At 37.3% G+C, this 23,962-nt stretch carries 24 protein-coding genes and 1 pseudogene; 15 read left to right on the forward strand and 10 right to left on the reverse strand.

The window, feature by feature from the left end; genetic code table 11:
• The first annotated feature begins 5 nt into the window (after window positions 1-5).
• Window positions 6-1,736 (forward strand): ABC transporter ATP-binding protein, encoded by a 1,731-nt coding sequence (locus HMPREF0014_RS11205; RefSeq protein WP_004887441.1) that lies wholly within the window; start codon window positions 6-8, stop codon window positions 1,734-1,736.
• A 107-nt stretch (window positions 1,737-1,843) separates the two neighbouring features.
• Window positions 1,844-2,503, forward strand: coding sequence for an SOS response-associated peptidase family protein (locus tag HMPREF0014_RS11210; RefSeq protein WP_031944263.1), 660 nt, complete (start codon window positions 1,844-1,846; stop codon window positions 2,501-2,503).
• A 53-nt stretch (window positions 2,504-2,556) separates the two neighbouring features.
• Here HMPREF0014_RS11210 and HMPREF0014_RS11215 read toward each other — a convergent pair whose 3' ends face one another.
• Window positions 2,557-2,925: a hypothetical protein gene (locus HMPREF0014_RS11215; protein WP_002049893.1), complete on the reverse strand. Its 369-nt coding sequence runs from the start codon at window positions 2,923-2,925 to the stop codon at window positions 2,557-2,559.
• Window positions 2,926-3,234: 309 nt separating this feature from the next.
• On the opposite strand from HMPREF0014_RS11215, the gene HMPREF0014_RS11220 reads away from it, so the two are divergent.
• Together HMPREF0014_RS11220 and HMPREF0014_RS11225 are read left to right on the forward strand one after the other, a co-directional pair.
• Window positions 3,235-4,092: a 3'(2'),5'-bisphosphate nucleotidase CysQ gene (locus HMPREF0014_RS11220; RefSeq protein WP_004887439.1), complete on the forward strand. Its 858-nt coding sequence runs from the start codon at window positions 3,235-3,237 to the stop codon at window positions 4,090-4,092.
• A 57-nt stretch (window positions 4,093-4,149) separates the two neighbouring features.
• A complete protein-coding gene (locus tag HMPREF0014_RS11225) occupies window positions 4,150-4,884 on the forward strand; it encodes a phosphoglycerate mutase family protein (RefSeq protein WP_004709064.1) in 735 nt (244 codons plus the stop codon).
• 56 nt (window positions 4,885-4,940) lie between these two features.
• On the opposite strand, the gene rpsT is transcribed toward HMPREF0014_RS11225, so the two are convergent.
• On the reverse strand, window positions 4,941-5,207 hold the full coding sequence (gene rpsT / locus HMPREF0014_RS11230; protein ID WP_000013652.1) for a 30S ribosomal protein S20: 267 nt from the start codon (window positions 5,205-5,207) through the stop codon (window positions 4,941-4,943).
• Window positions 5,208-5,419: 212 nt separating this feature from the next.
• Here rpsT and HMPREF0014_RS11235 point away from each other — a divergent pair, with 212 nt between their 5' ends.
• The 8 genes and pseudogenes from HMPREF0014_RS11235 (at window position 5,420) to HMPREF0014_RS11270 (ending at window position 14,675) form a co-directional block, all read left to right on the forward strand.
• Window positions 5,420-6,085: an NAD(P)H-binding protein gene (locus HMPREF0014_RS11235; protein ID WP_004709063.1), complete on the forward strand. Its 666-nt coding sequence runs from the start codon at window positions 5,420-5,422 to the stop codon at window positions 6,083-6,085.
• 11 nt (window positions 6,086-6,096) lie between these two features.
• Window positions 6,097-6,603: a ribonuclease E activity regulator RraA gene (gene rraA, locus HMPREF0014_RS11240; protein ID WP_004887438.1), complete on the forward strand. Its 507-nt coding sequence runs from the start codon at window positions 6,097-6,099 to the stop codon at window positions 6,601-6,603.
• A 24-nt stretch (window positions 6,604-6,627) separates the two neighbouring features.
• Window positions 6,628-7,406: pseudogene (locus tag HMPREF0014_RS11245) on the forward strand (glutathione S-transferase N-terminal domain-containing protein).
• Between the two features lie 145 nt (window positions 7,407-7,551).
• Window positions 7,552-8,484 carry a Dyp-type peroxidase gene (locus HMPREF0014_RS11250; protein WP_009504897.1) on the forward strand — a complete coding sequence of 311 codons (933 nt, stop codon included), beginning with the start codon at window positions 7,552-7,554 and terminating at the stop codon, window positions 8,482-8,484.
• A gap of 80 nt (window positions 8,485-8,564) precedes the next feature.
• Window positions 8,565-8,921: a hypothetical protein gene (locus HMPREF0014_RS11255; protein WP_004887430.1), complete on the forward strand. Its 357-nt coding sequence runs from the start codon at window positions 8,565-8,567 to the stop codon at window positions 8,919-8,921.
• 134 nt (window positions 8,922-9,055) lie between these two features.
• Entirely contained in the window at window positions 9,056-12,517 is a 3,462-nt protein-coding gene (mfd, locus tag HMPREF0014_RS11260; RefSeq protein WP_004887428.1) for a transcription-repair coupling factor, read from the forward strand.
• A gap of 201 nt (window positions 12,518-12,718) precedes the next feature.
• Entirely contained in the window at window positions 12,719-13,153 is a 435-nt protein-coding gene (locus tag HMPREF0014_RS11265; protein WP_000492048.1) for an HIT domain-containing protein, read from the forward strand.
• A gap of 52 nt (window positions 13,154-13,205) precedes the next feature.
• Window positions 13,206-14,675, forward strand: a complete 1,470-nt coding sequence (locus HMPREF0014_RS11270; RefSeq protein WP_020992224.1) for an adenylate/guanylate cyclase domain-containing protein — start codon at window positions 13,206-13,208, stop codon at window positions 14,673-14,675.
• Window positions 14,676-14,723: 48 nt separating this feature from the next.
• Here the strand turns inward: HMPREF0014_RS11270 and fdx are convergent, their stop codons facing one another.
• The 8 genes from fdx to HMPREF0014_RS11310 form a co-directional block, all read right to left on the reverse strand.
• Window positions 14,724-15,062 (reverse strand): ISC system 2Fe-2S type ferredoxin, encoded by a 339-nt coding sequence (gene fdx, locus HMPREF0014_RS11275; RefSeq protein ID WP_004887426.1) that lies wholly within the window; start codon window positions 15,060-15,062, stop codon window positions 14,724-14,726.
• Window positions 15,063-15,080: 18 nt separating this feature from the next.
• The gene (gene hscA, locus HMPREF0014_RS11280; protein ID WP_004709050.1) at window positions 15,081-16,940 is read right to left on the reverse strand and encodes a Fe-S protein assembly chaperone HscA; all 1,860 of its coding nucleotides are present in this window, start codon (window positions 16,938-16,940) and stop codon (window positions 15,081-15,083) included.
• Between the two features lie 38 nt (window positions 16,941-16,978).
• Window positions 16,979-17,497: a Fe-S protein assembly co-chaperone HscB gene (hscB, locus tag HMPREF0014_RS11285; RefSeq protein ID WP_004887424.1), complete on the reverse strand. Its 519-nt coding sequence runs from the start codon at window positions 17,495-17,497 to the stop codon at window positions 16,979-16,981.
• Between the two features lie 85 nt (window positions 17,498-17,582).
• On the reverse strand, window positions 17,583-17,903 hold the full coding sequence (iscA, locus tag HMPREF0014_RS11290) for an iron-sulfur cluster assembly protein IscA (RefSeq protein WP_002050042.1): 321 nt from the start codon (window positions 17,901-17,903) through the stop codon (window positions 17,583-17,585).
• Between the two features lie 30 nt (window positions 17,904-17,933).
• Window positions 17,934-18,320: a Fe-S cluster assembly scaffold IscU gene (gene iscU, locus HMPREF0014_RS11295; protein ID WP_002049835.1), complete on the reverse strand. Its 387-nt coding sequence runs from the start codon at window positions 18,318-18,320 to the stop codon at window positions 17,934-17,936.
• A 66-nt stretch (window positions 18,321-18,386) separates the two neighbouring features.
• Entirely contained in the window at window positions 18,387-19,604 is a 1,218-nt protein-coding gene (locus tag HMPREF0014_RS11300) for an IscS subfamily cysteine desulfurase (RefSeq protein ID WP_006580800.1), read from the reverse strand.
• A 1-nt stretch (window position 19,605) separates the two neighbouring features.
• Window positions 19,606-20,079: an Rrf2 family transcriptional regulator gene (locus HMPREF0014_RS11305; protein WP_002050146.1), complete on the reverse strand. Its 474-nt coding sequence runs from the start codon at window positions 20,077-20,079 to the stop codon at window positions 19,606-19,608.
• A 110-nt stretch (window positions 20,080-20,189) separates the two neighbouring features.
• Entirely contained in the window at window positions 20,190-20,837 is a 648-nt protein-coding gene (locus HMPREF0014_RS11310) for a hypothetical protein (RefSeq protein WP_002050024.1), read from the reverse strand.
• A 210-nt stretch (window positions 20,838-21,047) separates the two neighbouring features.
• Between HMPREF0014_RS11310 and HMPREF0014_RS11315 the strand changes: the two genes are divergently transcribed.
• The 3 genes from HMPREF0014_RS11315 (at window position 21,048) to HMPREF0014_RS11325 (ending at window position 23,942) form a co-directional block, all read left to right on the forward strand.
• Entirely contained in the window at window positions 21,048-21,503 is a 456-nt protein-coding gene (locus HMPREF0014_RS11315; protein WP_002049921.1) for a phasin family protein, read from the forward strand.
• Window positions 21,504-21,672: 169 nt separating this feature from the next.
• Entirely contained in the window at window positions 21,673-21,945 is a 273-nt protein-coding gene (locus tag HMPREF0014_RS11320) for an HU family DNA-binding protein (protein WP_001043034.1), read from the forward strand.
• 131 nt (window positions 21,946-22,076) lie between these two features.
• On the forward strand, window positions 22,077-23,942 hold the full coding sequence (locus HMPREF0014_RS11325) for a SurA N-terminal domain-containing protein (protein WP_004887420.1): 1,866 nt from the start codon (window positions 22,077-22,079) through the stop codon (window positions 23,940-23,942).
• Window positions 23,943-23,962 lie beyond the last annotated feature (20 nt).

Here is a 23,962-nt window from a genome sequence, read left to right on the forward strand (position 1 = left end):
CGCTAATGTCAGAACAACAAAAAAATGTCCCATTACTTCACATTGAAAACTTACGTGTAAGTTTTAAAGGTGAAGACAAGCAGTATATCGAAACTGTTAAAGGAATCTCCTTTGATATTCCAGCAAATACGACTGTTGCTTTAGTTGGTGAGTCAGGTAGTGGTAAATCGGTTACTTCTTTGGCAATCATGGGTTTACTACCTGTAGGCCAAAGTAAAATTGATGAAAAAAGTAAGATTGTTTTTGAAGGTCAAGATTTACTCAGCTTATCCCGTAAAGATATGCGAAAAATCTGTGGTAAAGATATTGCCATGATTTTTCAAGAACCGATGTCATCATTAAATCCCGTTTTTACGGTAGGTAATCAAATCGCAGAAGTGTTGTGTTTACACATGGGTATGAGTCGTAAACACGCCCGTCAACGTGTTTTAGAGTTACTCAAAGAGGTCGGGATACCTTCACCGGAAACTAAGATTGATGCTTATCCTAACCAACTGTCTGGTGGTCAACAGCAACGTGTCATGATTGCAATGGCGATTGCTTGTGAACCTAAGCTACTGATAGCCGATGAACCGACTACGGCACTTGATGTCACCATTCAAAAACAAATTATTGATTTACTCGAATCGTTGCGCCAGCGCCGTCAAATGTCGATGCTTTTTATTACGCATGATTTGGCTTTAGTGGGTGAAATTGCAGATCAAGTCATTGTGATGCGTCATGGTGAAATTAGAGAGCAGGGACTTGCAGAACAAGTTCTAGAGCAACCTAAAGATGTATATACCCGAGCATTGCTCTATTGTCGTCCTCAAATATCACAGCGACCTTATCGTTTGCCTGTGACCAGCGATTTTATGCGTCAAGAAGACAATATATTGGTAGAGCAAAGTTTTGATGTTTCAGAAATTCCACAGCGTAAACGTGGTTTAAATGGCGATGAGCAAATTATTTTAGAAGTAAAAGATTTGAAAAAAAGCTTTTATAGCCGTAAGGGGTTATTTGGCAAAGAAGAATTTCAGGCGGTAAAAGGCGTTTCTTTTAAACTTGCTAAAGGTAAAACGCTTGGTTTAGTGGGAGAGTCTGGCTCAGGTAAAACCACTGTGGGCTTGTTGCTTATGCGTTTACATGAAGCATCTGGGGGGCAGGCTTTAATTGAAGGTAAAGATATTCTGTCTTTAACTGAAAAAGAGTTTGCCAAATATCAAAGGAAGATCCAAATCATTTTCCAAAATCCATATGCTTCGCTAAATCCACGCTTTACCATTGGGCAGATTTTATTAGAACCTATGCAAATTCATGGCATTGGTAAAGATGATGCGGAACGTAAGCAAATTGCACTTGGTTTACTTGAGCGAGTGAATTTACCTGAACAAGCTTATTATCGATATCCGCATGAGTTCTCGGGTGGTCAACGCCAACGTATTGCGATTGCACGTTGTTTAACGCTAAAGCCTGAAATTCTAATTTGTGATGAATCTGTTTCGGCACTAGATGTGTCGGTTCAGGCACAAGTACTTAACTTATTACAAGACTTACAAGATGAGTTTGGCCTTAGTTATATTTTTATTTCACATGACTTATCGGTTGTGAAATATATTTCTGATCAGGTCATGGTCATGAATCATGGTGAAGTTGTTGAAATCGCTAACTCAGATGAGCTCTATGCGCATCCGCAACATGACTACACTAAACGACTATTACAGGCCATTCCGCAAGGAATTCAGCACATTTCCTAAGCGTAAAGTTATGTCGTTAAAGGCACTTTCGAGTGCCTTTTTATTTGGTTTATAGAATAAATACTTATAAAATAAGAGATGTAAAAGTACAGTATTTTATTCTTGCTATGTGTGCCAACTTTAAACCTTTAACTCTTGCCCAATTGCAGCAACTTCAGTTGCCTGTGGTCGGCTTTAGCTATGCCGATGAGGTTTATCCGGGTGGGACAATGCCGCTATTATTCAAATCACCGCAAGGTTTTGAGTGGCGTGAAGTCATGTTCGGTTTGGTTCCTAAATGGGCCGAAGATACAAATATAGCAAAACATACTTATAACGCCCGTCATGAAACGATTTTCCAAAAACCGAGTTTTCAAGAAGCCGCTCTTAAATGTAAGTTTGGTGTAATACCCGTGACGGAGTTTTATGAGAGTAAATATATAAATGATAAACCTGAGCGATGGGGCGTCCGCCGTAAAGATGGACAGGCTTTTTTCATTGCCGCAATTTATGAAATTTGCAAAATGAATGAAACCATTATCCGTTCTGCAAGTATGTTAACTATGGATGCGATAGATCATCCCATGATGAAAGATTTTCATGAACCGGGCGATGTCAAACGATCAGTCATTGTGATTCCGCATGACCGTCTAGAAGAATGGTTAAGTTTAGAAACACCAGATATTTCAAGCTTTATTGAAGGTTTTCCTGTTGAGGAATTTGAATGTTTACACGTTCCCAAAGAGAAGATTATAAAGCCCACGCCTCAATTAAGTATGTTTGAATAACAACAGTAGAGTCAGGTTATTGGCTTAATTTTTAAGTCAATAACCTTTGTTATTTAGTCAATATTTTTACTTAAAGTTTCTACCTGCTCATCTTGGGCCAGATAAGCCAATTCAATTGGTGAAATCACAAAAGTCGAATTATCTGAGGTTTGTTTAAAAACAAATCCATATTCAAATGATTGTGTATTCTTACTTGGTAACCAGAATAAATAAGGGCAACCCGTATAGCTACCGTCCCAACCCATTTCTTTAGCTAAAGCCAAAGCTGTATCGGATTTAGCAATAATTTCTTTCAGTGATTCTTTGTCTCTTTGGGAGACATCACCATCATCATCAGCAAATGTTTGTAAAAACTCATTTAATGGGGTTAAGTCTTCCCAGTTATTTTCAATTGTTGAAAAGTGATATCCATATAGCGTCATATTTAGTCTTCCATTTTGTTATTGTGCTATTGAACATAGCAAGAAATGTGTGAAAAGGAAATGGTTGGTTTTACATTAAGTTGTTTATTTTTCATAAGTTATAATATGTTTTTTATACAAAATTTAACGTTACTTTCTCTTGAGTAATAAGTGGTTTAATAAGTAAAAATATAAAGAATCAGCTTTTAAGGTAATAGAAGACTTCTTAGTTAAAGATAAGAGCTTTTTGTAAGAATACTAGACTGTTGGTGAATACTGAATTTGTCACAATTCACTTATAATGAAAAGGAAAGTAAATAGAGCTTATTTATGTTTATAACAACAACTCGCCCCAATGATGTCTTAATTGAACAGCTACTACCAATATTGGAAGAGGCTAGTCAGATCTTATTACAAGAATATCAGAATTATTCAGCTGGATATGAGTTTAATATTCAAGAAAAACATGATGATTCACCTGTGACCCAAGCAGATTTAAAAGTAAATCAATTTTTATTGAAACATCTTGCAGAAATCACACCAGAGTTACCAGTTTTATCCGAAGAAAGCGACTATAGCGCTCGCCACGATTGGTCTTCTTGTTGGATGCTAGATCCTCTTGATGGTACGAAAGAGTTTATACATGAACGAGATGAGTTCACGATAAATTTGAGTTTGATTGAGGGGCGTGAAACTGTATTTTCTGTAATTGTTGTACCGTGTGAACAAGTTGTTTATTTAGGTTATTTAAGTGATTTGCCTTTTAAATATAACTTTAGCCAACAACAATGGTACCAATATCAAAAAGAATCTTATTCGACACAAGCGCCTGTACAAATTGGCTTAAGTCATAGTAGTAAAAACCCGAAGTATCAGAAGTTTATTGAGCCAATTGAAAAGAGCCGTACCGTAATTCGACGTGAAGCGGGAAGTGCTTATAAATTTTGCATGATGTTAGAAGGCGAGATTGATATTTACCCTAGATTTCACCCTACATCTGAATGGGATACTAGCTCAGGTCAGGGATTATTAGAAAGTATAGGTGGAGGTTTGCTCACACTAAAAGGTAAACCATTTGAATATAACCAACGTGATACTGTATTAAACGGGGGCTTTATCGCATTTCGTGATCAGGAAAGCAAAAAAATAGCATTTGAAGCTTTGGCTCAATCGGGTGTTTTGGATTGAGAGTTATTGCAGACATGCTATAGTGGCAAAATATTGAGAAAAGATGACACGATAAAAATGGCACTCGATTTATTGCCTAAAAGCATGTTTGAAGCAATTGATTTATTGCCTGATGCTTCAACTCCTGTAACCCTTTTTACACGTCACTCCTTAAGAGAGCTGGTAGATGGGCAAGGCTTGGCAGGATATGACCTTCAACTTACACCTCAAGGACGTGAGCTTGCACAGGAATGGGGTAGCTATTTAATCAAAAATACGGATCGTGTAATTCAACACTGTATTTCTAGTCCAATTCAACGTTGTGTAGATACTGCTGCACTTATGATTGAAGGTGCAGATGGGGTAAGCCCTGAACCGAATACACATACAATTGAAATTGTTGAACAAGGCTTACTGGTAGAACCGGGGAGCTTTGTACTCGATATTCAACAGGCTGCACCATATTTTCGTAAACAAGGTGCTTTAGGCTTTATTAATAGTTTTGTGAACAATGCATTACCTGGTATGAAACATCCCATTACTGGGGTTTTAGATGTGTTGGAACTTATTTATCAGACTCATCCTAAAACAAAAAGTGGGCTGAGTTTAGCTGTTAGTCATGACACAATTATTGCTGCCATAGTTGCTGTAATTTCAGGCAACAATCAAATACAAAAAGCAGATTGGCCAGAAATGATGGAAGGCCTGTTTGTGTGGTTTGAAGGGGATGAATTTCCAAATTGTAAATTGAAATGGATTTGGCGAGGCGAAGCTTACGAGTTAGATGTCTCTAAATTTCATAAAGTAGAGTAATTATAAAATTATAGGTAATAAAAAAAGCCCTGTTGGGCTTTTTTTACATGCTTCAATTAGTTAGCTAAAGCTTTAACTTGAGCATTTAAACGGCTCTTATGACGAGCAGCTTTATTTTTGTGGATGATGCCTTTATCAGCCATGCGGTCGATTACAGGAACAGCTTTTTTGTAAGCTTCTGTAGCAACAGCATAATCACCACCAGCGATTGCACTTAAAGTACGTTTGATGTAAGTACGAACCATAGAACGCAAGCTTGCGTTGTGTTTACGCGCTTTAACGTTTTGGCGCGCACGTTTTTTAGCTTGAGCAGAGTTTGCCACTCTTGCACTCCTTGAAAATAAGTTGGTCTGGGCGGGCTGTGGTCAATCCAGTAAACTGGTGTAACCATCACCAGCCCGTAAACAAGTGCCATATTGTGATGAATCAATACCGTGAAGTCAAGCCTTGAGAGCATTTTAAGCCGTTTTAGGGGCTGCTAAAACCGTAAGAAAAGGTTAAATTTGATACAAACTTAAAGAAGGTTGGATAAAAAATGACTATAAGCACGAAAAAAGCAATTGTAGTAGGTGCTACAGGACTCGTTGGATTAGCTCTAGTTGAAGAGCTTGAACAAACACCGGAATTTGAAGCGATTACAGTTGTTGTTAGAAAAGAATCACAACTACTTAATACATATAAAAAAGTTACTCAGTTAGTAATTGAAGATTTTTTATTGCTCAACGATGAAGACGTAAATGATCATACTCACGCATTTAGCTGTTTAGGTACAACTTTAAAAATAGCAGGTTCAAAACAAGGCTTTTATGCGGTGGATTATGAGATAAATGCTCATTTTGCAGACTTGATCCAAGATAAACATATCCATTTTTTAATTGTAAGTGCACTTGGGGCAAATGCTAATTCACCAATTTTCTACAATAAGGTTAAAGGACAATTAGAAGACTATATTCAGAGTTTAGGCATCGAAAAATTATCTATTTTCAGGCCATCTTTATTAATTGGTAAACGTAGCGATGTGCGTTTTATGGAAGATTTAGGACAAAGTCTTTTTAAATTCATTGAAAGTAAATGGAATAAACCATTCAAATATAAACCTGTTACAGCAGAGCAATTGGCTCATACCATGGTTGTAGCGGCGCTAACGCAAATTGAAGCATTTAAACGATATGATAATCTCAGCATACAACAAACTCGATAAGGAGAATAAAAGTGTCAACAGTACCATTTGTGACATGTGATTTATTGGATGATAACCCGGAAAAAGATTTACAAGTGGTCACGCCCTCAATGGACGGTAAGTTCTTTAAAAGTTACGGTGCACGTCAAACTTTTGGTGGACAAGTTGTGACTGTAAAGTGTTTTGAAGATAACTCGCGTGTAAAAGAATTATTGGCTACAGATGGTACAGGGAGGGTATTAGTTGTAGATGGTGGTGCTTCAATGCGCTGCGCACTTATGGGAGATATGATTGCTGAATCAGCAGTTAAAAATAACTGGAATGGTGTGGTTATTTATGGCTGTGTACGTGATGTTGATGCACTTGCGACTCTGGATTTAGGGGTACATGCATTGGCTGCAATTCCACAAAAAAGTAATCGTAAGGGCATTGGTGAAGTAGATATTCCTTTGTATTTTGGTGGAGTCACAATTCAATCTGGCGATTTTATTTATGCAGATAACAATGGAATTGTGATTGCTAAGGAAAAATTAGTTTAGCTCCACAATATAAAGGAACGTGTAATGGTGAATCATCAAATTAAAGTGCTGCAAGCAGTAGCATCTGCAATTGCTCAAGGTGGTAGAGGGGTTACAGGTACAGCATTTCCTAATCAGCCTGTTAAAGCTCTAAAACTTTATGAGTTTGAAGGTTCACCATTTTGTCGGCGTGTTCGTGAAGTGATTACACTTTTAAATTTGGATGTGGAAATTTACCCATGTCCCAAAGGGGGAACAAGATATCGTTCAGTTGTAAAAGAAATAGGCGGTAAATTGCAGTTTCCATTTTTAATTGATGAAAATACAGGCGATAAACTATACGAATCACAAGATATTATTCATCATTTATTTAAACATTATGGTAAGACAGGGCAAACGCCTCAGAAATTTTCAAATTATCCTGAAAAACCATATGTTGCATTTGCTGGAACCTTATTAAATGGTGCTCGTGGAGTCTGGATTGATAAAAAAATAGTAAATCGGACCGCACCTGAACATAAACTTGAATTATGGAGTTTTGAAGCAAGCCCATATTCAAGAGAGTAAGAAATGTACTATGCGAACTTGAAATTCCTTATATTTTGCATAATGTGGCTAAAGAAAGGTGGCAAGATATGGGGCCTGCTATTCTTCGCTTAAAACCGGGAAAATATGTGCCCTTAAAGGGTGGTAAACGAGAAAAATCGTTGCAGATTATGCAAGGAAAAATGCAGGTGCCTTATTTAGTTGATCCAAATACAGGCGTTAAAATGTTTGAATCTGCCCAAATTGTAAAATACTTAAAACAACAATATGGTGGCTAAATATAACTTAGAAAAATTACAAGAGATTGGGATCGTTCAATCTCTTTTTTAATAGCTAAGAACCATAAGAAATCGTACGATAAAAACATGAATATGCTAAATTACTACCGTAAATTACCAAAATAAGGCCTGTTTTATGGAATGTATGAGAATTCAACCTGTAACGAGTCATCCTGGAGAAAATGCATTATTTATTGTATTAGGATTAGCTCAAGGTGATTCTGTTGTAGAAAAAGTAAAAGATTTTGCAGCTAATTTTTCAGCGTTAACCAGAAGTTTGTCTAATCGTTATCCAGAAAGTAAATTTAATGCCACGTTCGGTTTTAGCTCAAATGCGTGGGATATCTTATTTCCAGAACAATCAAAGCCTCAAGAATTAGAAACATTCCAAGAAATCAAAGGCCCAAAGTACACAGCCGTTTCAACACCAGGTGATTTATTCTTTCATATTCGTGCTGATCGACAAGCTCTCTGCTATGAATTGGGAAGTATTATCAATGAACAGTTGGGTAAAGTGACTTATCCAATTGATGAAGTACATGGTTTCCGTTATTTCGATGGTCGTGCAATTATCGGCTTTGTAGATGGAACAGAAAATCCTGAACCTGTAATTGCAGCGCAGTGGGCTCTAGTGGGCAGCGAAGATCCCGAATTCATTGGGGGAAGTTATGCATTTATTCAAAAATATACCCATGATATGGAAAAATGGCGTGCTTTAAGTGATGAAGAACAAGAAAAAGTAATTGGTCGTAAGAAGTTTAATGATATTGAACTCGGTGATGATGAAAAGCCTTTAACAGCTCATAATGTGGTAAGTAAAGCGCATGATGCAGAAGGTAATGAGCTAAAAATTATGCGTGCCAATATGCCTTTTTCTAACCCTTCAAAAAATGAATATGGGACTTTCTTTATTGGATACTCGCGTAAATTTAGTACAACCCGTCAAATGCTTGAAAATATGTTCTTAGGAAATGAGCAAGGTCATCTTGACCGCTTACTTGACTTTAGCACTGCCCAAACAGGTACTTTATTTTTCGTCCCGACAGTAGATTTTCTAGATGACTTGGGTGGCGAGTAGGCATTAAAAAATAAACTTAGATGGTAGAGGTGAGTAGATTACCTCTACTATATAAATTGAAACTAATAAGATGTGATGAAATGTTCAAAAAGTTAAGCCAGCTTTTTCAAGACTCGAAAGAGTCACCAGAGCAATTATATTTACAGGAGAATCAGCTCAGTTTTGATTCAGAGCGTGGTCCGGTTATTAAAGATGTCGTGATTAATGAAAAGTGGTCAGAGCACCTTGAATATTTTTCAAATCGTAAATTACAGAACTTTGATGATTTACGTAAGTTATTCCAAATCACACCACAAATTAATGAAAAAATTGATTTAGAAATTGCAAATCAACGCTATATCGAAAGGTTAGGTAATACTCAAGAAAAGTTGCTTGAACTTAAAGCAATCATACAAATATTGAACCAATATTATGTGATGTTTCTACGTGATAAATAAGTTCAAACATTTGTTTAAGAACTATAAAAAAGTATCTTAAAGTAGTAGCTTGATTTCAGAAAAATAACTCAATTCAATAAAAACATCATGCTACTATTAACCTCATACCTTTTTAGCTCATAAAAGCCATATACATGTTTCAACAAGAAATCTCTCAATTGAATTTGCAACAGCTCAAGGCCGGTGAAAAGCGTTGGGTGGGGTCGTTATTAGGTTCATCAGCAGCTTTATTGCTTAAAGAAATTGTAAATCAGCATTCTTCTTTATTAGTTTTAGTCGCTCGAAATAACCAACATGTTGCTCAATTAGAAAGTGAACTTGAGTTTTATGGAATAAAACCGACAATTTTTCCCGATTGGGAAATTTTGCCTTACGATAGGTTATCTCCGCATCAGGATATTGTCTCGGAACGTCTTGCGATTTTATCGAATATGCCGCAGCAAGGCGTATTACTCATTTCAGCAAGTACTTTGGCTCAACGGGTTGCGCCTTACTCATGGGTTTTGGGTAAGCACTTTGATATAAGAGTGGGGCAAAAATTTGATTTAGAACAGCAAAAACTAAGATTGGTTCAGGCTGGCTACCATTTGGTAGATACAGTTTATGATCATGGAGAATTTGCGGTACGCGGTAGTATTATGGATATTTTTGCATCTGGGCAAGAAGCTCCTATCCGAATAGATCTATTTGATAACGAAATTGATTCGTTAAAATTCTTTGACCCTGAAACCCAGAGAACAACCACAACGTTAAAAAGTTTTACTGTTCTACCCGCTAAAGAGTTTCCATTAAAAGAAGCACGGTCAGTTTTTAGAGATCGTTATTCTGAGTTTTTCCCGACAGCAAACCCTAAGAAAAATCCAATTTATCAAGATGTTTTAGATGGTATAGCATCTCCCGGAATTGAATTTTATTTACCATTATTTTTTGATAAAGAACAAATGCAATCGCAAAGTATGTTTACAACGTACTTGCCAAAGAATTGCATTGTAATTACAACTAGTGATGTTGATACCGATTTAACTAACTTCTGGAAAGAAGTTATGCGTCGTTATGAAGATCGACGTCATAATATTGATCAACCTATTCTTGCTCCTGAAGAGTTATTTATTTCTCCAAATAATTTGCTGAGTGCTTTAAATCAGTTTCCGCGCATGCTTGTAAGTGCAGAAACTATTGAAGAAAAAGCTGGTGCACTTAACCTTAAAACTGAGCAACCCCCTAAATTACCGGTCGATCCAAAAAAAGAGAAACCATTTGCAGCTGTAAAAAAATATATTGATGAAGCAAACCATCCTGTTCTATTGGTTGCAGAAAGTGCAGGACGCCGAGAAAGTTTAAAAGATGCATTGCGTTCAAGTTTGGGTGAAATTCCAAATGTAGAGAATTTTGAGCAATTCAAAACCAGTCAATTTGCAATTGCGATTACCAATGCACCTTTAGACCGTGGTTTACTTATAACTGATCAATTAACAGTTATTTCAGAAAATCAGCTTTATGAACACCGAGTTGTACAGCGTCGTCGTAAGCGTCAACAGGAAGTTTCTGAAGAGTTTCTAATTCGAAGCTTAACTGAGCTAAGTATTGGTGCTCCTGTCGTACATATTGATCATGGTGTGGGACGTTATGCTGGCTTAATTACACTTGCTATCGAAGGTCAAGACTATGAGTTCTTACAGCTAGATTATGCTGAAGATGCCAAAGTTTATGTTCCAGTAACCAACTTACATCTAATTAGCCGTTATAGTGGCGGCGACCCAGATTTAGCACCGTTACATAAAATTGGTACTGATGCTTGGAGTAAAGCAAAACGTAAAGCATTAGAGCAAATTCATGATGTTGCAGCCGAGCTTTTGCATATTCAGGCACGTCGTCAGTCAAAACCTGGTTTTGCTTTTGAATTGGATCAGTCGCTTTATATGCAATTTGCAAGTGGCTTTGCGTATGAAGAAACACTTGATCAGGCCAATGCAATTGAAGCCACACTATATGATATGCAGCAAGCAAAACCAATGGATAGATTGGTGTGTGGTGATGTAGGTTTTGGTAAAACCGAAGTGGCCATGCGTGCAGCTTTTGTTGCAGTACAAAATGGTAAACAAGTTGCAGTTTTAGTTCCTACCACGTTACTTGCCCAACAGCATTATGAGTCTTTTAAAGATCGTTTTGCTGATTGGCCTGTTCGTATTGAAGTGTTATCACGATTTGGTTCAAACAAAACTCATTTAAAAAATATTGAAGACTTGGCGGATGGTAAAGTCGATATTGTGGTAGGCACACACAAGTTATTACAAGAGAATGTTCAGTTTAAAGATCTAGGCTTAATGGTCGTGGATGAGGAACATCGCTTTGGCGTACGTGACAAAGAGCGAATTAAGGCTTTGCGTGCTGATGTTGATATGTTGACCCTTACCGCAACTCCAATTCCTCGTACGCTTAATATGGCTTTTTCGGGAATGCGTGATTTATCGATCATTGCCACTCCACCAGCACGTCGTTTAGCAGTAAAAACGTTTGTTCAAGAACATACAGATGCTTCAATCAAAGAGGCGATTTTGCGTGAGTTATTACGTGGTGGACAAGTTTACTTCTTGCATAATGAAGTAGATACCATTGAGCGAGCGGCTGAAAATATTCGTATGCTTGTGCCAGAAGCACGCGTGGCGGTAGCACATGGACAAATGCGTGAACGTGAACTTGAGCAAGTTATGCAGCAGTTCTACCACAAAGAATATAATGTGCTGGTGTGTTCAACCATTATTGAAACGGGTATTGATGTTCCAAATGCCAATACAATTTTAATTGAACGTGCAGATAAGCTTGGCTTAGCACAATTGCACCAGTTGCGTGGACGTGTAGGTCGTTCACATCACCAAGCTTATGCTTACTTATTGGTGCCTTCAATCAAGCACTTGAAAGGTGATGCTGAAAAACGTCTTGATGCAATTCAACGAGCTTCTACATTAGGCGCAGGCTTTATGCTCGCTACGGAAGATTTAGAAATTCGTGGTGCTGGTGAATTGTTGGGTGAGCAACAAAGCGGTTCAATGCAGGCGATCGGATATAGCTTGTATATGGAAATGCTTGAGAAAGCGACTAAAGCAATTCAACAGGGTAAAACACCGAATTTCGATGCACCATTGTCGTTAACTGCAGAAATTAACTTACATATTCCCGCACTTATTCCGGATGATTACTTAGGTGATGTTCATCAACGTTTATTATTCTATAAACGTATTAGTAATACAGATACTCAAGAAAAACTGGATAATATTCGCATGGAGCTTATTGACCGTTTTGGTGTTCCACCGCAATCAGTTAAACACTTGTTTAGCGTGCATCAGATCCGCTTAAAAGCGGAGCATTTGGGTATTACAAAAATTGATATTAATACTCAAGGCGGCAACATTGAATTTTCACCAGATACTCCAGTTCAGGCGATTAGTATTATTCAACTCATGCAAAAGAACCCGACCTATTATCGTATGGAAGGTGGACAGCGCTTGAAAGTGATGGTGCAGCTTGAAGACTATGAAAAACGAATTCAATTTATCAATGATTTACTACAAAAATTGATGAGTGAATTACATGCCTGAGTCCAGTTTTTTGAATAAGCCATAACTGATCAGGGCATTTGTCTTGTTGTGATTGGATTTTATGTACTTTTTTATACCTTGAGATATGAATAAGTGCATAAAATCATTGTTATTTGTAAGTAAACGGACTACTAATAATATTCACATCAAAACTGATGTGATAGTATTAGCCATTATTGTTTATTGTCATTTATAAAAGATATGTTTAGTTTGCATCCACAACTTGCTCAAGATACTTTTTTTGTAGGCGATTTCCCGCTTTCAACATGTCGTTTAATGAATGATATGCAATTTCCTTGGTTGATTTTAGTACCTCGTGTACCAGGAATCACGGAATTATACGAATTAAGTCAAGCTGACCAAGAACAGTTTTTACGTGAATCAAGCTGGTTATCTAGCCAGTTATCTCGCGTTTTTCGTGCTGACAAAATGAATGTTGCAGCTTTAGGTAATATGGTACCTCAATTACATTTCCACCATGTTGTCCGCTATCAAAATGACGTAGCTTGGCCTAAACCAGTGTGGGGTACACCAGCTGTACCATACACAAGTGATGTTTTAGCTCACATGCGTCAGACCCTTATGCTTGCTTTACGTGGTCAGGGTGATATGCCTTTTGATTGGCGCATGGATTAAATCAATGTCATGCCACATGTGAGTGTGGCTACATTGAAATGTGGAGGATAGGGTGCAATTAGAGAGGTTTATAGATCGGGAACCTAAGCAGTTTGCATATTTTCATCGTTTGATGGGGTATTCCATTCTGTCATTGATTTTAGTGATCTATGCCTTTACCTCACCAAATACTAATTATCAAATCTATATTCCTCCTTTCTTTCTTTTTTTACTTTTTGTTAGTTCTAAATTAGAGCACTGGTTACAGTACCAATTTGATAAGAAAACCCAAAAAAGTGTTTTCTTTGCGATAGATGCAATTGTGGTGGCGGTTACTCTAGCAGGCGTACACCTCAATCTTGTTCCTACATTTATTGCACTTTTTGCATTATTTTACTCAGCAATTAATAGTCGTATTTCGTTTGCAGTGATTTGTTTAACGAGTCTGCTTGGTGCGATTATTTTTTATTTAAGTACTTTTTTTCTATTTGGTTTTCATCCATATTTTGAAGCCACAAGCCAAGAATTAACGGTAATTACCCTACTTGGTTTAGTGATGTTTATCACTATTGGAAATTACTACCAACATCGCTGGGTAAAAAAAATTAGTCAGCAACGCCAGCATTATTATGACCAAATGACGCGTTATATCGCTTTTGCTAATCAGTTAAGCCGCTATGCTCCATTGCAATTATGGCAGTCGATTATGCGTGGTGAAGCTGAAGCAAAAATCGAATATAAACGTAAAAAAATGACCGTCTTCTTTTCTGATATTCAAGGTTTTACTGAATTGTCAGAAACCTTAATTCCAGATGACTTGGCCTTCTTGCTTAATGACTATTTAAGTCATATGACTGAAATTGCGAAGCAATATGAGGCGACTGTCGATAAATTTATGGGAGATGCAATCCTCATCTTTTTTGGAGATCCGAATTCACAAGGAGTTGAGCAAGATGCCAAATCGTGTGTAGAAATGGCAATTGCTATGCGACAGCAAATGAAGTTATTGCGCGAACGATGGAAGAAAATGGGATATTCAGCCTTACATATCCGTATGGGTATTAGTACAGGTTATTGCCACGTAGGGAATTATGGTGCAACCCATCGTATGGCTTATACGATTGTAGGTCGCGACGTAAATTTAGCGGCACGTTTACAGTATGCTGCTGAAATTGATGAAATACTCATTTCTGATGATACTTATCAATTAATCAAAAGTGATTTTCTATGTGCGCCTAAGACCCCAATTTATTTAAAGGGTATTCAAGGGGCAGTAAAAACATGGCAAGTCATGGAAAAATACACAGGAAATAAATCAGACCATCAACAATGGTTTGATTATGAATATAAAGGTTTCCATTTAGTTTTAAATTTAGAAGAAGTACAAAACTACGAATACCCTGAGTTGGTTGAAGTGCTTGAAAAAATGGTTCAGCGCATTAAAGTTCAACAAACTTTGGTTAATACTCAAGGTGTTGCTCAGCTTAGACTTGAGGATGAAGTTAAGCCTATAAATATCGATGAAGAACAAGATCAGGTATAAATTTATATAAATAAAAAAAGCTGCCTAAGCAGCTTTTTTTATTATTTATTAGTGATTTTCCGAAGCGTGGTTAATTGTGTATTTCGGAATCTCAATTTCAAGATCTTCATCTACAACTTTCACCTGACATGAAAGACGTGAGTCTGGTTCTAAACCCCAAGCACGGTCTAAAAGATCGGCTTCAACATCGTTCATCTCTTCTAAGCTATCAAAACCTTTGCGAACAATCACGTGGCAAGTTGTACATGCACAAGACATATCACAAGCGTGTTCAATTTTGATACCTTTATTGAGCAAACTTTGGCAAAGATTTGCATTTTGTTCAACCTCAAATTCTGCACCTTCAGGGCAAATCTGAGCATGAGGAAGTACTTTAATACGTGGCATATTGATCACCTATACCTTTTAGTTTGATTTTGACCAATCGTCGAGCTTTGTGCCTTTTAAGGCATGGTCAATATGTCGGTTCATTCGTAATGCTGCAAAAGCGTCACTATGTACTTTAAGCTGTTGAACTGCATGCTCAATCGCTTGAATATCACTACCTTCGAGCTGAACTTTTAATGATTCTTTTGAAGAATTGAGTTCTGCAAGTTGCTTTTCATCAAGTAAATCAGCATCTACTTTTAAGGCTTGCTCTAGAGCTTCAAGTTCACGCTCTGCTTCAACTTTGGTTTCTTTTAAGTGACGAAGATTTTTGTCTTCTTCGGCATGTTGGAAACCTTCAATTAATAAGCGTTCTGTATCTGCCTCAGATAAACCATACGATGGTTTGATATCGATATGAGCTTGTACACCAGAAGTTGCTTCACGAGCAGAAACAGTAAGTAAGCCATCAGCATCAACTTGGAAAGTGACTTCAATACGGGCTTGACCTGCAGTCATTGGCGGAATGCCATGGAGTACAAATCTACCTAATGAGCGGCAATGTTCAACTAAATCACGTTCACCTTGAACCACATGAATTAACATGGCAGTTTGGCCATCTTGATAGGTTGTGAACTCTTGACGACGTGCAACAGGAATAGCTGTATTACGAGAGATCAGACGTTCAACTAGTCCTCCCATTGTTTCTAAACCAAGAGAAAGAGGAGTGACATCTAGAAGAAGTGAGCCATCTTGGCTATTACCAATTAACTGGTTTGCTGTAATTGAAGCACCGATTGCTACAACTTCATCTGGGTTAATTGTGCAAAGAGGTTCTTGACCAAAAACTTCACGTACAGCTTTTTGAACTGCATAAGAGCGGGTAGAGCCACCCACTAAAACTACATTTTGAATGTCAGTCAAATCAAGCTTTGCATCACGCAATACACGCTTACAAACACTGATTGTTTTATCTAAAGCAACTTGAATGATACTTTCAAATGTAGGTCGGTCTAGTGTAAGAGTTCTATCAAGCAGTTTTAATTCAACTGAATCTTGAGTAGATAATTGCTCTTTAGCTTGACGTGCTGCAACTATAAATACTGCATAGTCTTCATTACTTAATACATCAATATTAAGCTGCTTTTTTGCCCATTTCACAATGAGGCGGTCTAAGTCATCACCACCTAAAGCGGTATGGCCGCCGGTCGCTAAAACTTCAAATACGCCTTGTGAAAAACGTAAGATTGATACATCAAAAGTACCACCGCCCAAATCGTAAATTACATAATTACGGTCGGTCTCTAAATTACTTTCTTGATCTAATCCATAAGCTACTGCGGCAGCTGTAGGTTCATTTAATAAACGTAATACGTTTAAGCCTGCAAGTTGAGCTGCATCGCGAGTTGCTTGACGCTGAGCTTCGTCAAAATAAGCAGGAACTGTAATCACAGCACCATTAACAGGATTTTGTAAGCTGTCTTCAGCACGATCTTTTAATTGTTTTAAAATTTCGGCTGAAATTTCTACTGGTGTTTTGCGCCCGGCACGTGTTTCAAAAGCAGGCATTTCATTTTCTGAGCCTACTAATTCATAAGGATGCTGAAACTTAATGTCTGCTTTTGAGCGTCCCATAAATCTTTTAACAGATACAATCGTATTTTTGGGATCTGCAATGATAAATGGTTTAGCTTCTTCACCATAATGAGTTGTATTGTCCCCATAATGAACGATAGAAGGAAGTAATCTTCTATTTTGAACATCATTGAGTACTTTAGGTTTGCCTGATAACACTGTCGCAACTAGTGAGTGTGTTGTTCCTAGGTCAATACCAATCGCAATGCGATGTTGGTGTGGGGCACTGGATTGACCCGGTTCAGCAATTTGCAAAAGTGCCATGAGTTAAATCCCTTGAAAATAAAGTAGAAAAAGCAAAATTAAAAATCATCGTCTAAATCAAAGCTGTCTTCTTCATCTAACAGTTGATCTTCTGCTTTATCAATATCGTTCAAAACACGTTGAAAGAAACGTAACTTACGTACGGTATCACGTGCTTCAGCCCAATCTTCTTCGCTGTAATCAATTTTGAATTCACGAACCAGGCCATCAATCCATTGTTGTACTTCTAGCTTTAAAGTACGTAAATGTTCAGTTGTTGTCGCTTCGTCAAGTTGTTCACGAAGTTCTAAAGCAGATTGTAGAAACTCAAAATCACTAATAGATTGATCAAGATGATGATCTTGCTTCTTAAGAGCTAAAAGATAAGCAGCACGACTATCTACTTGTGATAGTGTTTTAAAAGCTTGATTGATTTCACTTGATTTGATTAATGCTTGATCTTTATCTGCGGCTTTATCTGGATGATATTGTTGTTGCAAACTCAAGAAATTTGATTTTAAGCTTGCCAAATCGATATCGAGTGCCACAGGTAAATTGAACAACTCAAAATGATTCATTAGAAATGGGATCCACGTTAATTAAATACATTAAAACAGTGCTGTTGAAAGACACTGTTTTAATGAGAAAAAGGAAAGGAGAGGATTAAACAGTGAAAGACTCACCACAACCACATTCACCCTTTTTATTAGGATTGTTAAATTCGAACCCTTCGTTAAGGCCATTTTTAACATAGTCCATTTCTAAGCCTTCTAAGTAAACTAAGCTTTTAGGATCTACAAAAACCTTAACACCGAATTGTTCGAAAACTTGATCATGTTCATCGATATCGTCTACAAATTCGAGAACATAAGCCAACCCAGAACAACCAGAAGTTTTCACACCAACGCGAATGCCTTCACCCTTACCTCGGTTTTTAAGGTAATTGCTAATATGAGTCGCAGCATTTTCAGTTAAATGAATCATGAAAACTCCAACGTTTATAATGGTAACAAATTAAGCTTTTGACTTTTTACTACGATAATCTTCAATCGCAGCTTTAATCGCGTCTTCAGCTAAAACAGAGCAGTGAACTTTTACTGGCGGAAGAGCTAACTCAGTCGCAATATCAATATTTTTGATTGCTTGAGCTTCATCAAGTGTTTTACCTTTTAACCATTCAGTTACAAGTGAACTTGATGCAATTGCAGAACCACAACCGTAAGTTTTAAAGCGTGCTTCTTCGATTACGCCACTGTCATTTACTTGAATCTGTAAACGCATCACGTCGCCACATGCAGGTGCACCCACCATGCCTGTACCAACATTTTCAGAGTTTTTATCTAAAACACCAACATTACGTGGATTTTCGTAATGATCAATTACCTTTTCGCTATAAGCCATTTTGCTTCTCCAAACCTCGGGGTCAGCCTAATATTAATATGAGGGTTAAAACACTAATTTCAATAATTAGTGTTCTGCCCATTCAACTGTAGAAAGATCGATACCTTCTTTGTACATATCCCAAAGCGGAGAAAGTTCACGTAATTTCTCAACAGCGGCTTTGGTAATTGTAAGCACGTGGTCAATATCTTCTTCAGTCGTGTATTTACCAAAACTAAAGCGAATTGAGCTGTGTGCTAGCTCATCAGATAAACCTAATGCGCGAAGAACATATGAAGGCTCTAAAGTTGCAGACGTACAAGCAGAACCACTTGATACAGCAGCATCTTTAAGCGACATCATTAAAGACTCACCTTCAACAAAGTTGAAGCTGACATTTAAATAATTAGCAACGTTTTGAGTCGGGTGACCGTTTAAGAACACTTGTTCAAGGTCTTGTAAACCGTTCCAAAGTTTGTCACGAAGTTTACGAATACGCTCTTGTTCAGCATGCATTGTTTTGCCTGCAATTTCAAAAGCTTCACCCATACCAACGATTTGGTGAGTTGCCAAAGTACCAGAACGCATACCGCGCTCATGACCACCACCATGAATTTGTGCTTTTAAGCGAACACGTGGGCTACGACGTACATATAATGCGCCGATACCTTTTGGACCATAAATTTTATGAGCAGAGAAACTCATAAGATCAATTTTCATAGTAGATAAGTCGATATCAACTTTACCAGCTGCTTGTGCTGCATCTACATGGAAAAATGTTTTGTTGGCACGTGTTAATTCACCAATCGCCGCTACATCTGTAACTGTACCAATTTCATTGTTTACCATCATAAGGGAAACAAGAATAGTATCTGGGCGAAGGGCAGCCTTAACCATCTCAGAAGTAATTAAACCTGTTTGTGGCTCTGGCTCTAGGTAAGTAATTTCAAAACCTTGTTCTTCTAATTCACGACAAGGGTCTAGAACAGCTTTGTGTTCAATTTTACTTGTAATGATATGTTTGCCTTTAGATGCATAGAATTGAGCAACACCTTTAAGAGCAAGGTTATCTGACTCAGTTGCACCAGAAGTCCAAACAATTTCACGTGGGTCAGCTTTAATTAAATTTGCGACTTGCTCACGTGCATATTCAACTTTTTCTTCTGCCTGCCAGCCATAAGCATGGGAACGAGATGCAGCATTACCAAAGGTACCGTCGAAAGTTAAACACTCCATCATACGTTCTGCAACTTGCGGATCTACTGGAGTGGTTGCTGCGTAATCAAGATAAATTGGACGTTTCATATCAAATACCTGTACCCGATAAAAGAGCTGAATCTGTGCCAGTCACATTTTGGCGTAATGCAACAGTTTGAACGTTGTCTCGGCTAATGAGGTCGGCAAGAGTGATTTTAGCTAAATAGTCGGCAATATGATGAGAGAGTTCTTGCCATAAATCGTGAGTAAGACACATTGCACCATTTTGGCAGTTACCTTTATGGTCACAACGTGTTGCATCAACAGTTTCATTTACGGCTTCAATAATTTCTAACACAGTAATTTCATCAGCGTTTCGAGCCAAATGGTAACCACCATTTGCACCGCGAACACTAGAAACTAACCCATGACGCTTAAGTTTTGCGAACAACTGCTCTAAATAAGCAACTGAAATAGATTGACGTGCGGCAATTTCGGCGAGCGTGATCGTTTGTTCAGTTGGCTGCAAAGCTAAATCAAGTAGAGCAGTCACTGCGTAGCGACCGCGAGTTGTAAGGCGCATGATTCGATACACATGTTAAGACTAGATAATAGGATTTTATGAATCCCGACTAAAATAGTCAAGTTTTTTTATTTTTAATTCAAGTGCAGGATCAAGATAGAAAAAATAAGTTAAGCTACCCACAAATTATATATGAAATAAGCAATAAATATTAGGCTAATTATACCAAAGCACAAGTTAATGTTGCGTTGGCGCTGCTGTAAACGTGAAATTCGATTTTGATACTGCTTAATTTCGACATTCAAAGAATTTATCTCTGAACGCTGTTGATCAATTTTTTCAAGTAAGGGGGCAATTTTTTTACGTGAAGCAAGTGCTTCGGCTTCATCATCTGGAGTATTGAACCATTGCTTCCAGTCAGCTAGAAGCTTAGGTAAAGTGAGATGTGAAATTAAATCGATGAGTTCTTTTTTAGTTTCTGCATCTCCATCAATTCGCATATTGTTTAAACTACGTTGATTTGAAAAAGCAAAAATTTTGATAAGGTCGATGAGAGTACTATTAATTTCTAAGTCAATACGACGATCATAAGAATGAATATCAAATAACAAACCTTTTTCCGTAAATTGCACATAGAAGTTGAAAAATGGCAAGTAGCTATTAATACGGATTGTGATTTTATTTGCGATAAACTTTTTCGCCTGCAAGCGAAGAACACCATCGTGGGTGAGAATAAATGAGAAAAAAGTTTCTAAAATAATTAGAACAATGTTCAGCAACAGACGTGGGTGTTTTTGTCTTTGTTGCGTTTCACTCATAAAAGTTTATCCTTAAATATTAGAGATTAATTAAGAGAATGAGACATCCTATCTCAAACTTAACACATTGTCCTGTTAAATATATTTACATGACATGATTGTTTTGTAGAACAGTTTCATAAATGTATCAAGTCTTGACTTTGTTATTATAAGAATATTTTGTGGTTAAATAAGACTTCATCTGTCTCATCCGATCAGGAGCTTAGGTCAATGGATAATGCAAATATAGAAACACAATCAGAAGAGCAAGGAGATAAAAACAAATTAAAATCAAAAAGTTCTAGAAAGTCTGCATTGGATTTTAGAAAGTATACCAAGCAAATATGGTTAGCTGGTTTAGGTGCTTTCTCTCGTGCAGAAGAAGAAGGCAATAAACTATTTGACTCACTAGTCAAAGTAGGGGAAGAACTTGAGTCTAAAACTGGTGATTTAGCCGATACAACTGTTGGCAAAGTAACCGAAAAGGCGAAAGAGTCAGTGTCTGATACAAAAGACAAGGTCGAAAAAATTTTAGATACCAGTGTAAATCATTCTTTAAATCGAATTGGTTTAGTTACTCCGAAGGACTTACAGCACATTGAACAACTGTTAGTTCAATTGCATATAAAGGTTGATGCTCTTATTGAAGAAAATCAAAAATTGAAGGCAAAATTGAATGAAAAGTAAAAAAATGTAGGGATTTAGCAAATATATAACAGTTTTTTAGCATTTATTTTTGCTAAAAGCTCTGCTCTAGTATTGCGTTTTCCCCCAAAGCATTGCTATAAAGGCGTCATGGCCTTTTAAACTATAGCCTTGGACCTTAAACAAACGATATTAAGAGGATGTTTTATTCATGAATAAATCAGAATTAATCGATGCAATTGCTGAAAAAGGGGGAGTATCTAAGACTGATGCAGGCAAGGCACTCGATGCGACAATTGCGTCAATTACTGAAGCACTTAAAAAAGGTGACACAGTAACTTTAGTTGGTTTTGGTACTTTCAGTGTTAAAGAGCGTGCTGCACGTACTGGTCGTAACCCTAAAACTGGTGAAGAGCTTCAAATTAAAGCAACAAAAGTACCTAGCTTTAAAGCTGGTAAAGGTCTTAAAGATTCAGTTGCTTAATCTTTTAAGATGATTAAACGCGCCGATATAGGCGCGTTTTTTATTAAAAATCTGAATTGACCAATATTGCTCATTCATTCATTGTGGTTTTTCAGTTAAAATTCTCCTCGAAATAAAATATTGGAATACTTATGGAATCGTTTCGTACAGTCATTAAGGGTTGGCTCGGCAAAGTCCTTTTAATTTTGTTTTTGACCCCTTTAGCGCTTGTAGGTATTAATGGATATTTTAATAGGGGAAACAAGGCAGATGTCGCAAAAACTGTAAATGGACAGGACATATCAAAAAAAGACCTTGAAACTTTAACGCAAAGGTATAAAGAACAATATTTAGCTGCTGTAAAAGGTGATGAAAGTTTACTTAATTTACCGGTTATTCAAGCAAAAGCTCTCGATATATTGGTATCTCGTAATTTACTCATTCAGCAAGCTGAAAAATTGGGTATTTCTTTGAGCGATGCTCAAATCGAGCAAATGTTAGCTCAGCAACCAAGCTTGCAAGAAAATGGTCAGTTTTCACAAAAATTATATGAAAATTATTTGCGTTCAATTGGTATGACAAGCCAAGCCTTAATTGCGAGCTTGCGTCAAGATCACGCTTTGAAAATGTTGACTTCAACTTTTTCTGATTATGCTTTAGTGAGTAAAGTTGATGTAATGCAAATTGCGAATTTGCAAACTGAACAGCGTACATTACATTTAGCTAGTATTAAGTTAGATACCTATAAAACGGGTTTAACAGCATCTAATCAAGAAGCGACTGACTACTACAATAAACATCAAAACGAGTTTAAACAGCCTGCTTCTGTTGATGTAGATTATGTTGTTTTATCTCCGTCCTTAATGGCGAAACCTGCACCAGCAACAGATGCTGAACTCAAACAAGCCTATGCTAAATTTGTAGAAACTCAGCAAAAAAATGCTAAACGTGTTGTGAAGCATATTCTTATTACGACAGATGCTCGTGATGATGCGGCAGCTCAAAAGCTTGCTAATGAGGTATATGCAAAAATTCAAGGCGGTCTTTCATTTGCTCAAGCAGCAGCTCAGTTCTCAGAAGATCCAACTTCAAAAACGAAAGGCGGTTTAGTAGAGGCGTATGCACCTGGTGTTTTCTCTGATGCATTTGATAAAACTGTTTCAAGTTTGAAAAATGGTCAAGTTTCGCAGCCAGTAAAAACACAATATGGTTACCATATTATTGAAGCAGAGACTCCAGCGAATCAAATTCCTTCGTTTGAAGCTGAGAAGGCGCGTTTAACTGCCGAAGTCGAAAAGAATAAGGTTGCTACTGTTTATTCAGATACAGTAAATAGTTTGAATGAAACAATTGTAGGTAATGATTCTTTAGATGCAGTTGTACAGCAAGTTAAAGGTACAAAAATTGAATCATTAAATGGTGTAACTTTAGCTACTCAAAATCCACAACTAAGCGATCCAAACGTAAAAATTAAATTGTTTAATGATGATGTGAAAAATGGCGATCGTAACGCTTCATCAAATATTCAATTAGCGAATGGTGATACTGTTTGGGTTAAGGTGCGTGATTATCATGCTGCTGGCGTTAAACCACTTGCTCAAGCAATGAACGAAGCAAAAGCTAAAGTAATTGATGAGAAAGCACGCAAAGCAGCTCAAGCGAAAATTGCTACCATGTTGACTGAATTCAAAACTCAGCCGGCTGAACAAGTTGTTGCGAAAAATAAAGTACCTTTTGAATCTGCAGGTGTGTTTACTCGTTCACAAGGTTTAAAACGTGCAATTGAGCGTGCAGCATTTAGTGTTCCTGCACCGAAACCTGGTATGTGGTCTGTTACAACAGCGAACTTACCTAATGAATTGGTTGTCGTTGCCGTTTCTAATGTAAATTCAGCTGCGGTAAATGCTATGCCAGCGGATCAGTTAAAGCAATTACAACAGCTTTATCGCCAATCTCGTGGTCAGCAAATACTCGAAGATTACAGCGAATACTTAAAGTCACACGCTAAAATCAAATAAAACTTATGTAATAAAAAAAG

The sequence above is a fragment of the Acinetobacter sp. RUH 2624 genome, from assembly GCF_000162375.2.
Classification (GTDB): Bacteria; Pseudomonadota; Gammaproteobacteria; order Pseudomonadales; family Moraxellaceae; genus Acinetobacter; species Acinetobacter nosocomialis.

What these genes read in the sequence shown, in the direction of transcription:
- HMPREF0014_RS11205 (WP_004887441.1), top strand. Translation starts at nt 6, where the DNA reads ATGTCAGAACAACAAAAAAATGTCCCATTACTTCACATTGAAAACTTA.
- HMPREF0014_RS11210 (WP_031944263.1), top strand. Translation starts at nt 1,844, where the DNA reads ATGTGTGCCAACTTTAAACCTTTAACTCTTGCCCAATTGCAGCAACTT.
- HMPREF0014_RS11215 (WP_002049893.1), bottom strand. Translation starts at nt 2,925, where the DNA reads ATGACGCTATATGGATATCACTTTTCAACAATTGAAAATAACTGGGAA.
- HMPREF0014_RS11220 (WP_004887439.1), top strand. Translation starts at nt 3,235, where the DNA reads ATGTTTATAACAACAACTCGCCCCAATGATGTCTTAATTGAACAGCTA.
- HMPREF0014_RS11225 (WP_004709064.1), top strand. Translation starts at nt 4,150, where the DNA reads ATGGCACTCGATTTATTGCCTAAAAGCATGTTTGAAGCAATTGATTTA.
- HMPREF0014_RS11235 (WP_004709063.1), top strand. Translation starts at nt 5,420, where the DNA reads ATGACTATAAGCACGAAAAAAGCAATTGTAGTAGGTGCTACAGGACTC.
- HMPREF0014_RS11250 (WP_009504897.1), top strand. Translation starts at nt 7,552, where the DNA reads ATGAGAATTCAACCTGTAACGAGTCATCCTGGAGAAAATGCATTATTT.
- HMPREF0014_RS11255 (WP_004887430.1), top strand. Translation starts at nt 8,565, where the DNA reads ATGTTCAAAAAGTTAAGCCAGCTTTTTCAAGACTCGAAAGAGTCACCA.
- mfd (WP_004887428.1), top strand. Translation starts at nt 9,056, where the DNA reads ATGTTTCAACAAGAAATCTCTCAATTGAATTTGCAACAGCTCAAGGCC.
- HMPREF0014_RS11265 (WP_000492048.1), top strand. Translation starts at nt 12,719, where the DNA reads ATGTTTAGTTTGCATCCACAACTTGCTCAAGATACTTTTTTTGTAGGC.
- fdx (WP_004887426.1), bottom strand. Translation starts at nt 15,062, where the DNA reads ATGCCACGTATTAAAGTACTTCCTCATGCTCAGATTTGCCCTGAAGGT.
- hscA (WP_004709050.1), bottom strand. Translation starts at nt 16,940, where the DNA reads ATGGCACTTTTGCAAATTGCTGAACCGGGTCAATCCAGTGCCCCACAC.
- hscB (WP_004887424.1), bottom strand. Translation starts at nt 17,497, where the DNA reads ATGAATCATTTTGAGTTGTTCAATTTACCTGTGGCACTCGATATCGAT.
- iscA (WP_002050042.1), bottom strand. Translation starts at nt 17,903, where the DNA reads ATGATTCATTTAACTGAAAATGCTGCGACTCATATTAGCAATTACCTT.
- iscU (WP_002049835.1), bottom strand. Translation starts at nt 18,320, where the DNA reads ATGGCTTATAGCGAAAAGGTAATTGATCATTACGAAAATCCACGTAAT.
- HMPREF0014_RS11300 (WP_006580800.1), bottom strand. Translation starts at nt 19,604, where the DNA reads ATGAAACGTCCAATTTATCTTGATTACGCAGCAACCACTCCAGTAGAT.
- HMPREF0014_RS11305 (WP_002050146.1), bottom strand. Translation starts at nt 20,079, where the DNA reads ATGCGCCTTACAACTCGCGGTCGCTACGCAGTGACTGCTCTACTTGAT.
- HMPREF0014_RS11310 (WP_002050024.1), bottom strand. Translation starts at nt 20,837, where the DNA reads ATGAGTGAAACGCAACAAAGACAAAAACACCCACGTCTGTTGCTGAAC.
- HMPREF0014_RS11315 (WP_002049921.1), top strand. Translation starts at nt 21,048, where the DNA reads ATGGATAATGCAAATATAGAAACACAATCAGAAGAGCAAGGAGATAAA.
- HMPREF0014_RS11320 (WP_001043034.1), top strand. Translation starts at nt 21,673, where the DNA reads ATGAATAAATCAGAATTAATCGATGCAATTGCTGAAAAAGGGGGAGTA.
- HMPREF0014_RS11325 (WP_004887420.1), top strand. Translation starts at nt 22,077, where the DNA reads ATGGAATCGTTTCGTACAGTCATTAAGGGTTGGCTCGGCAAAGTCCTT.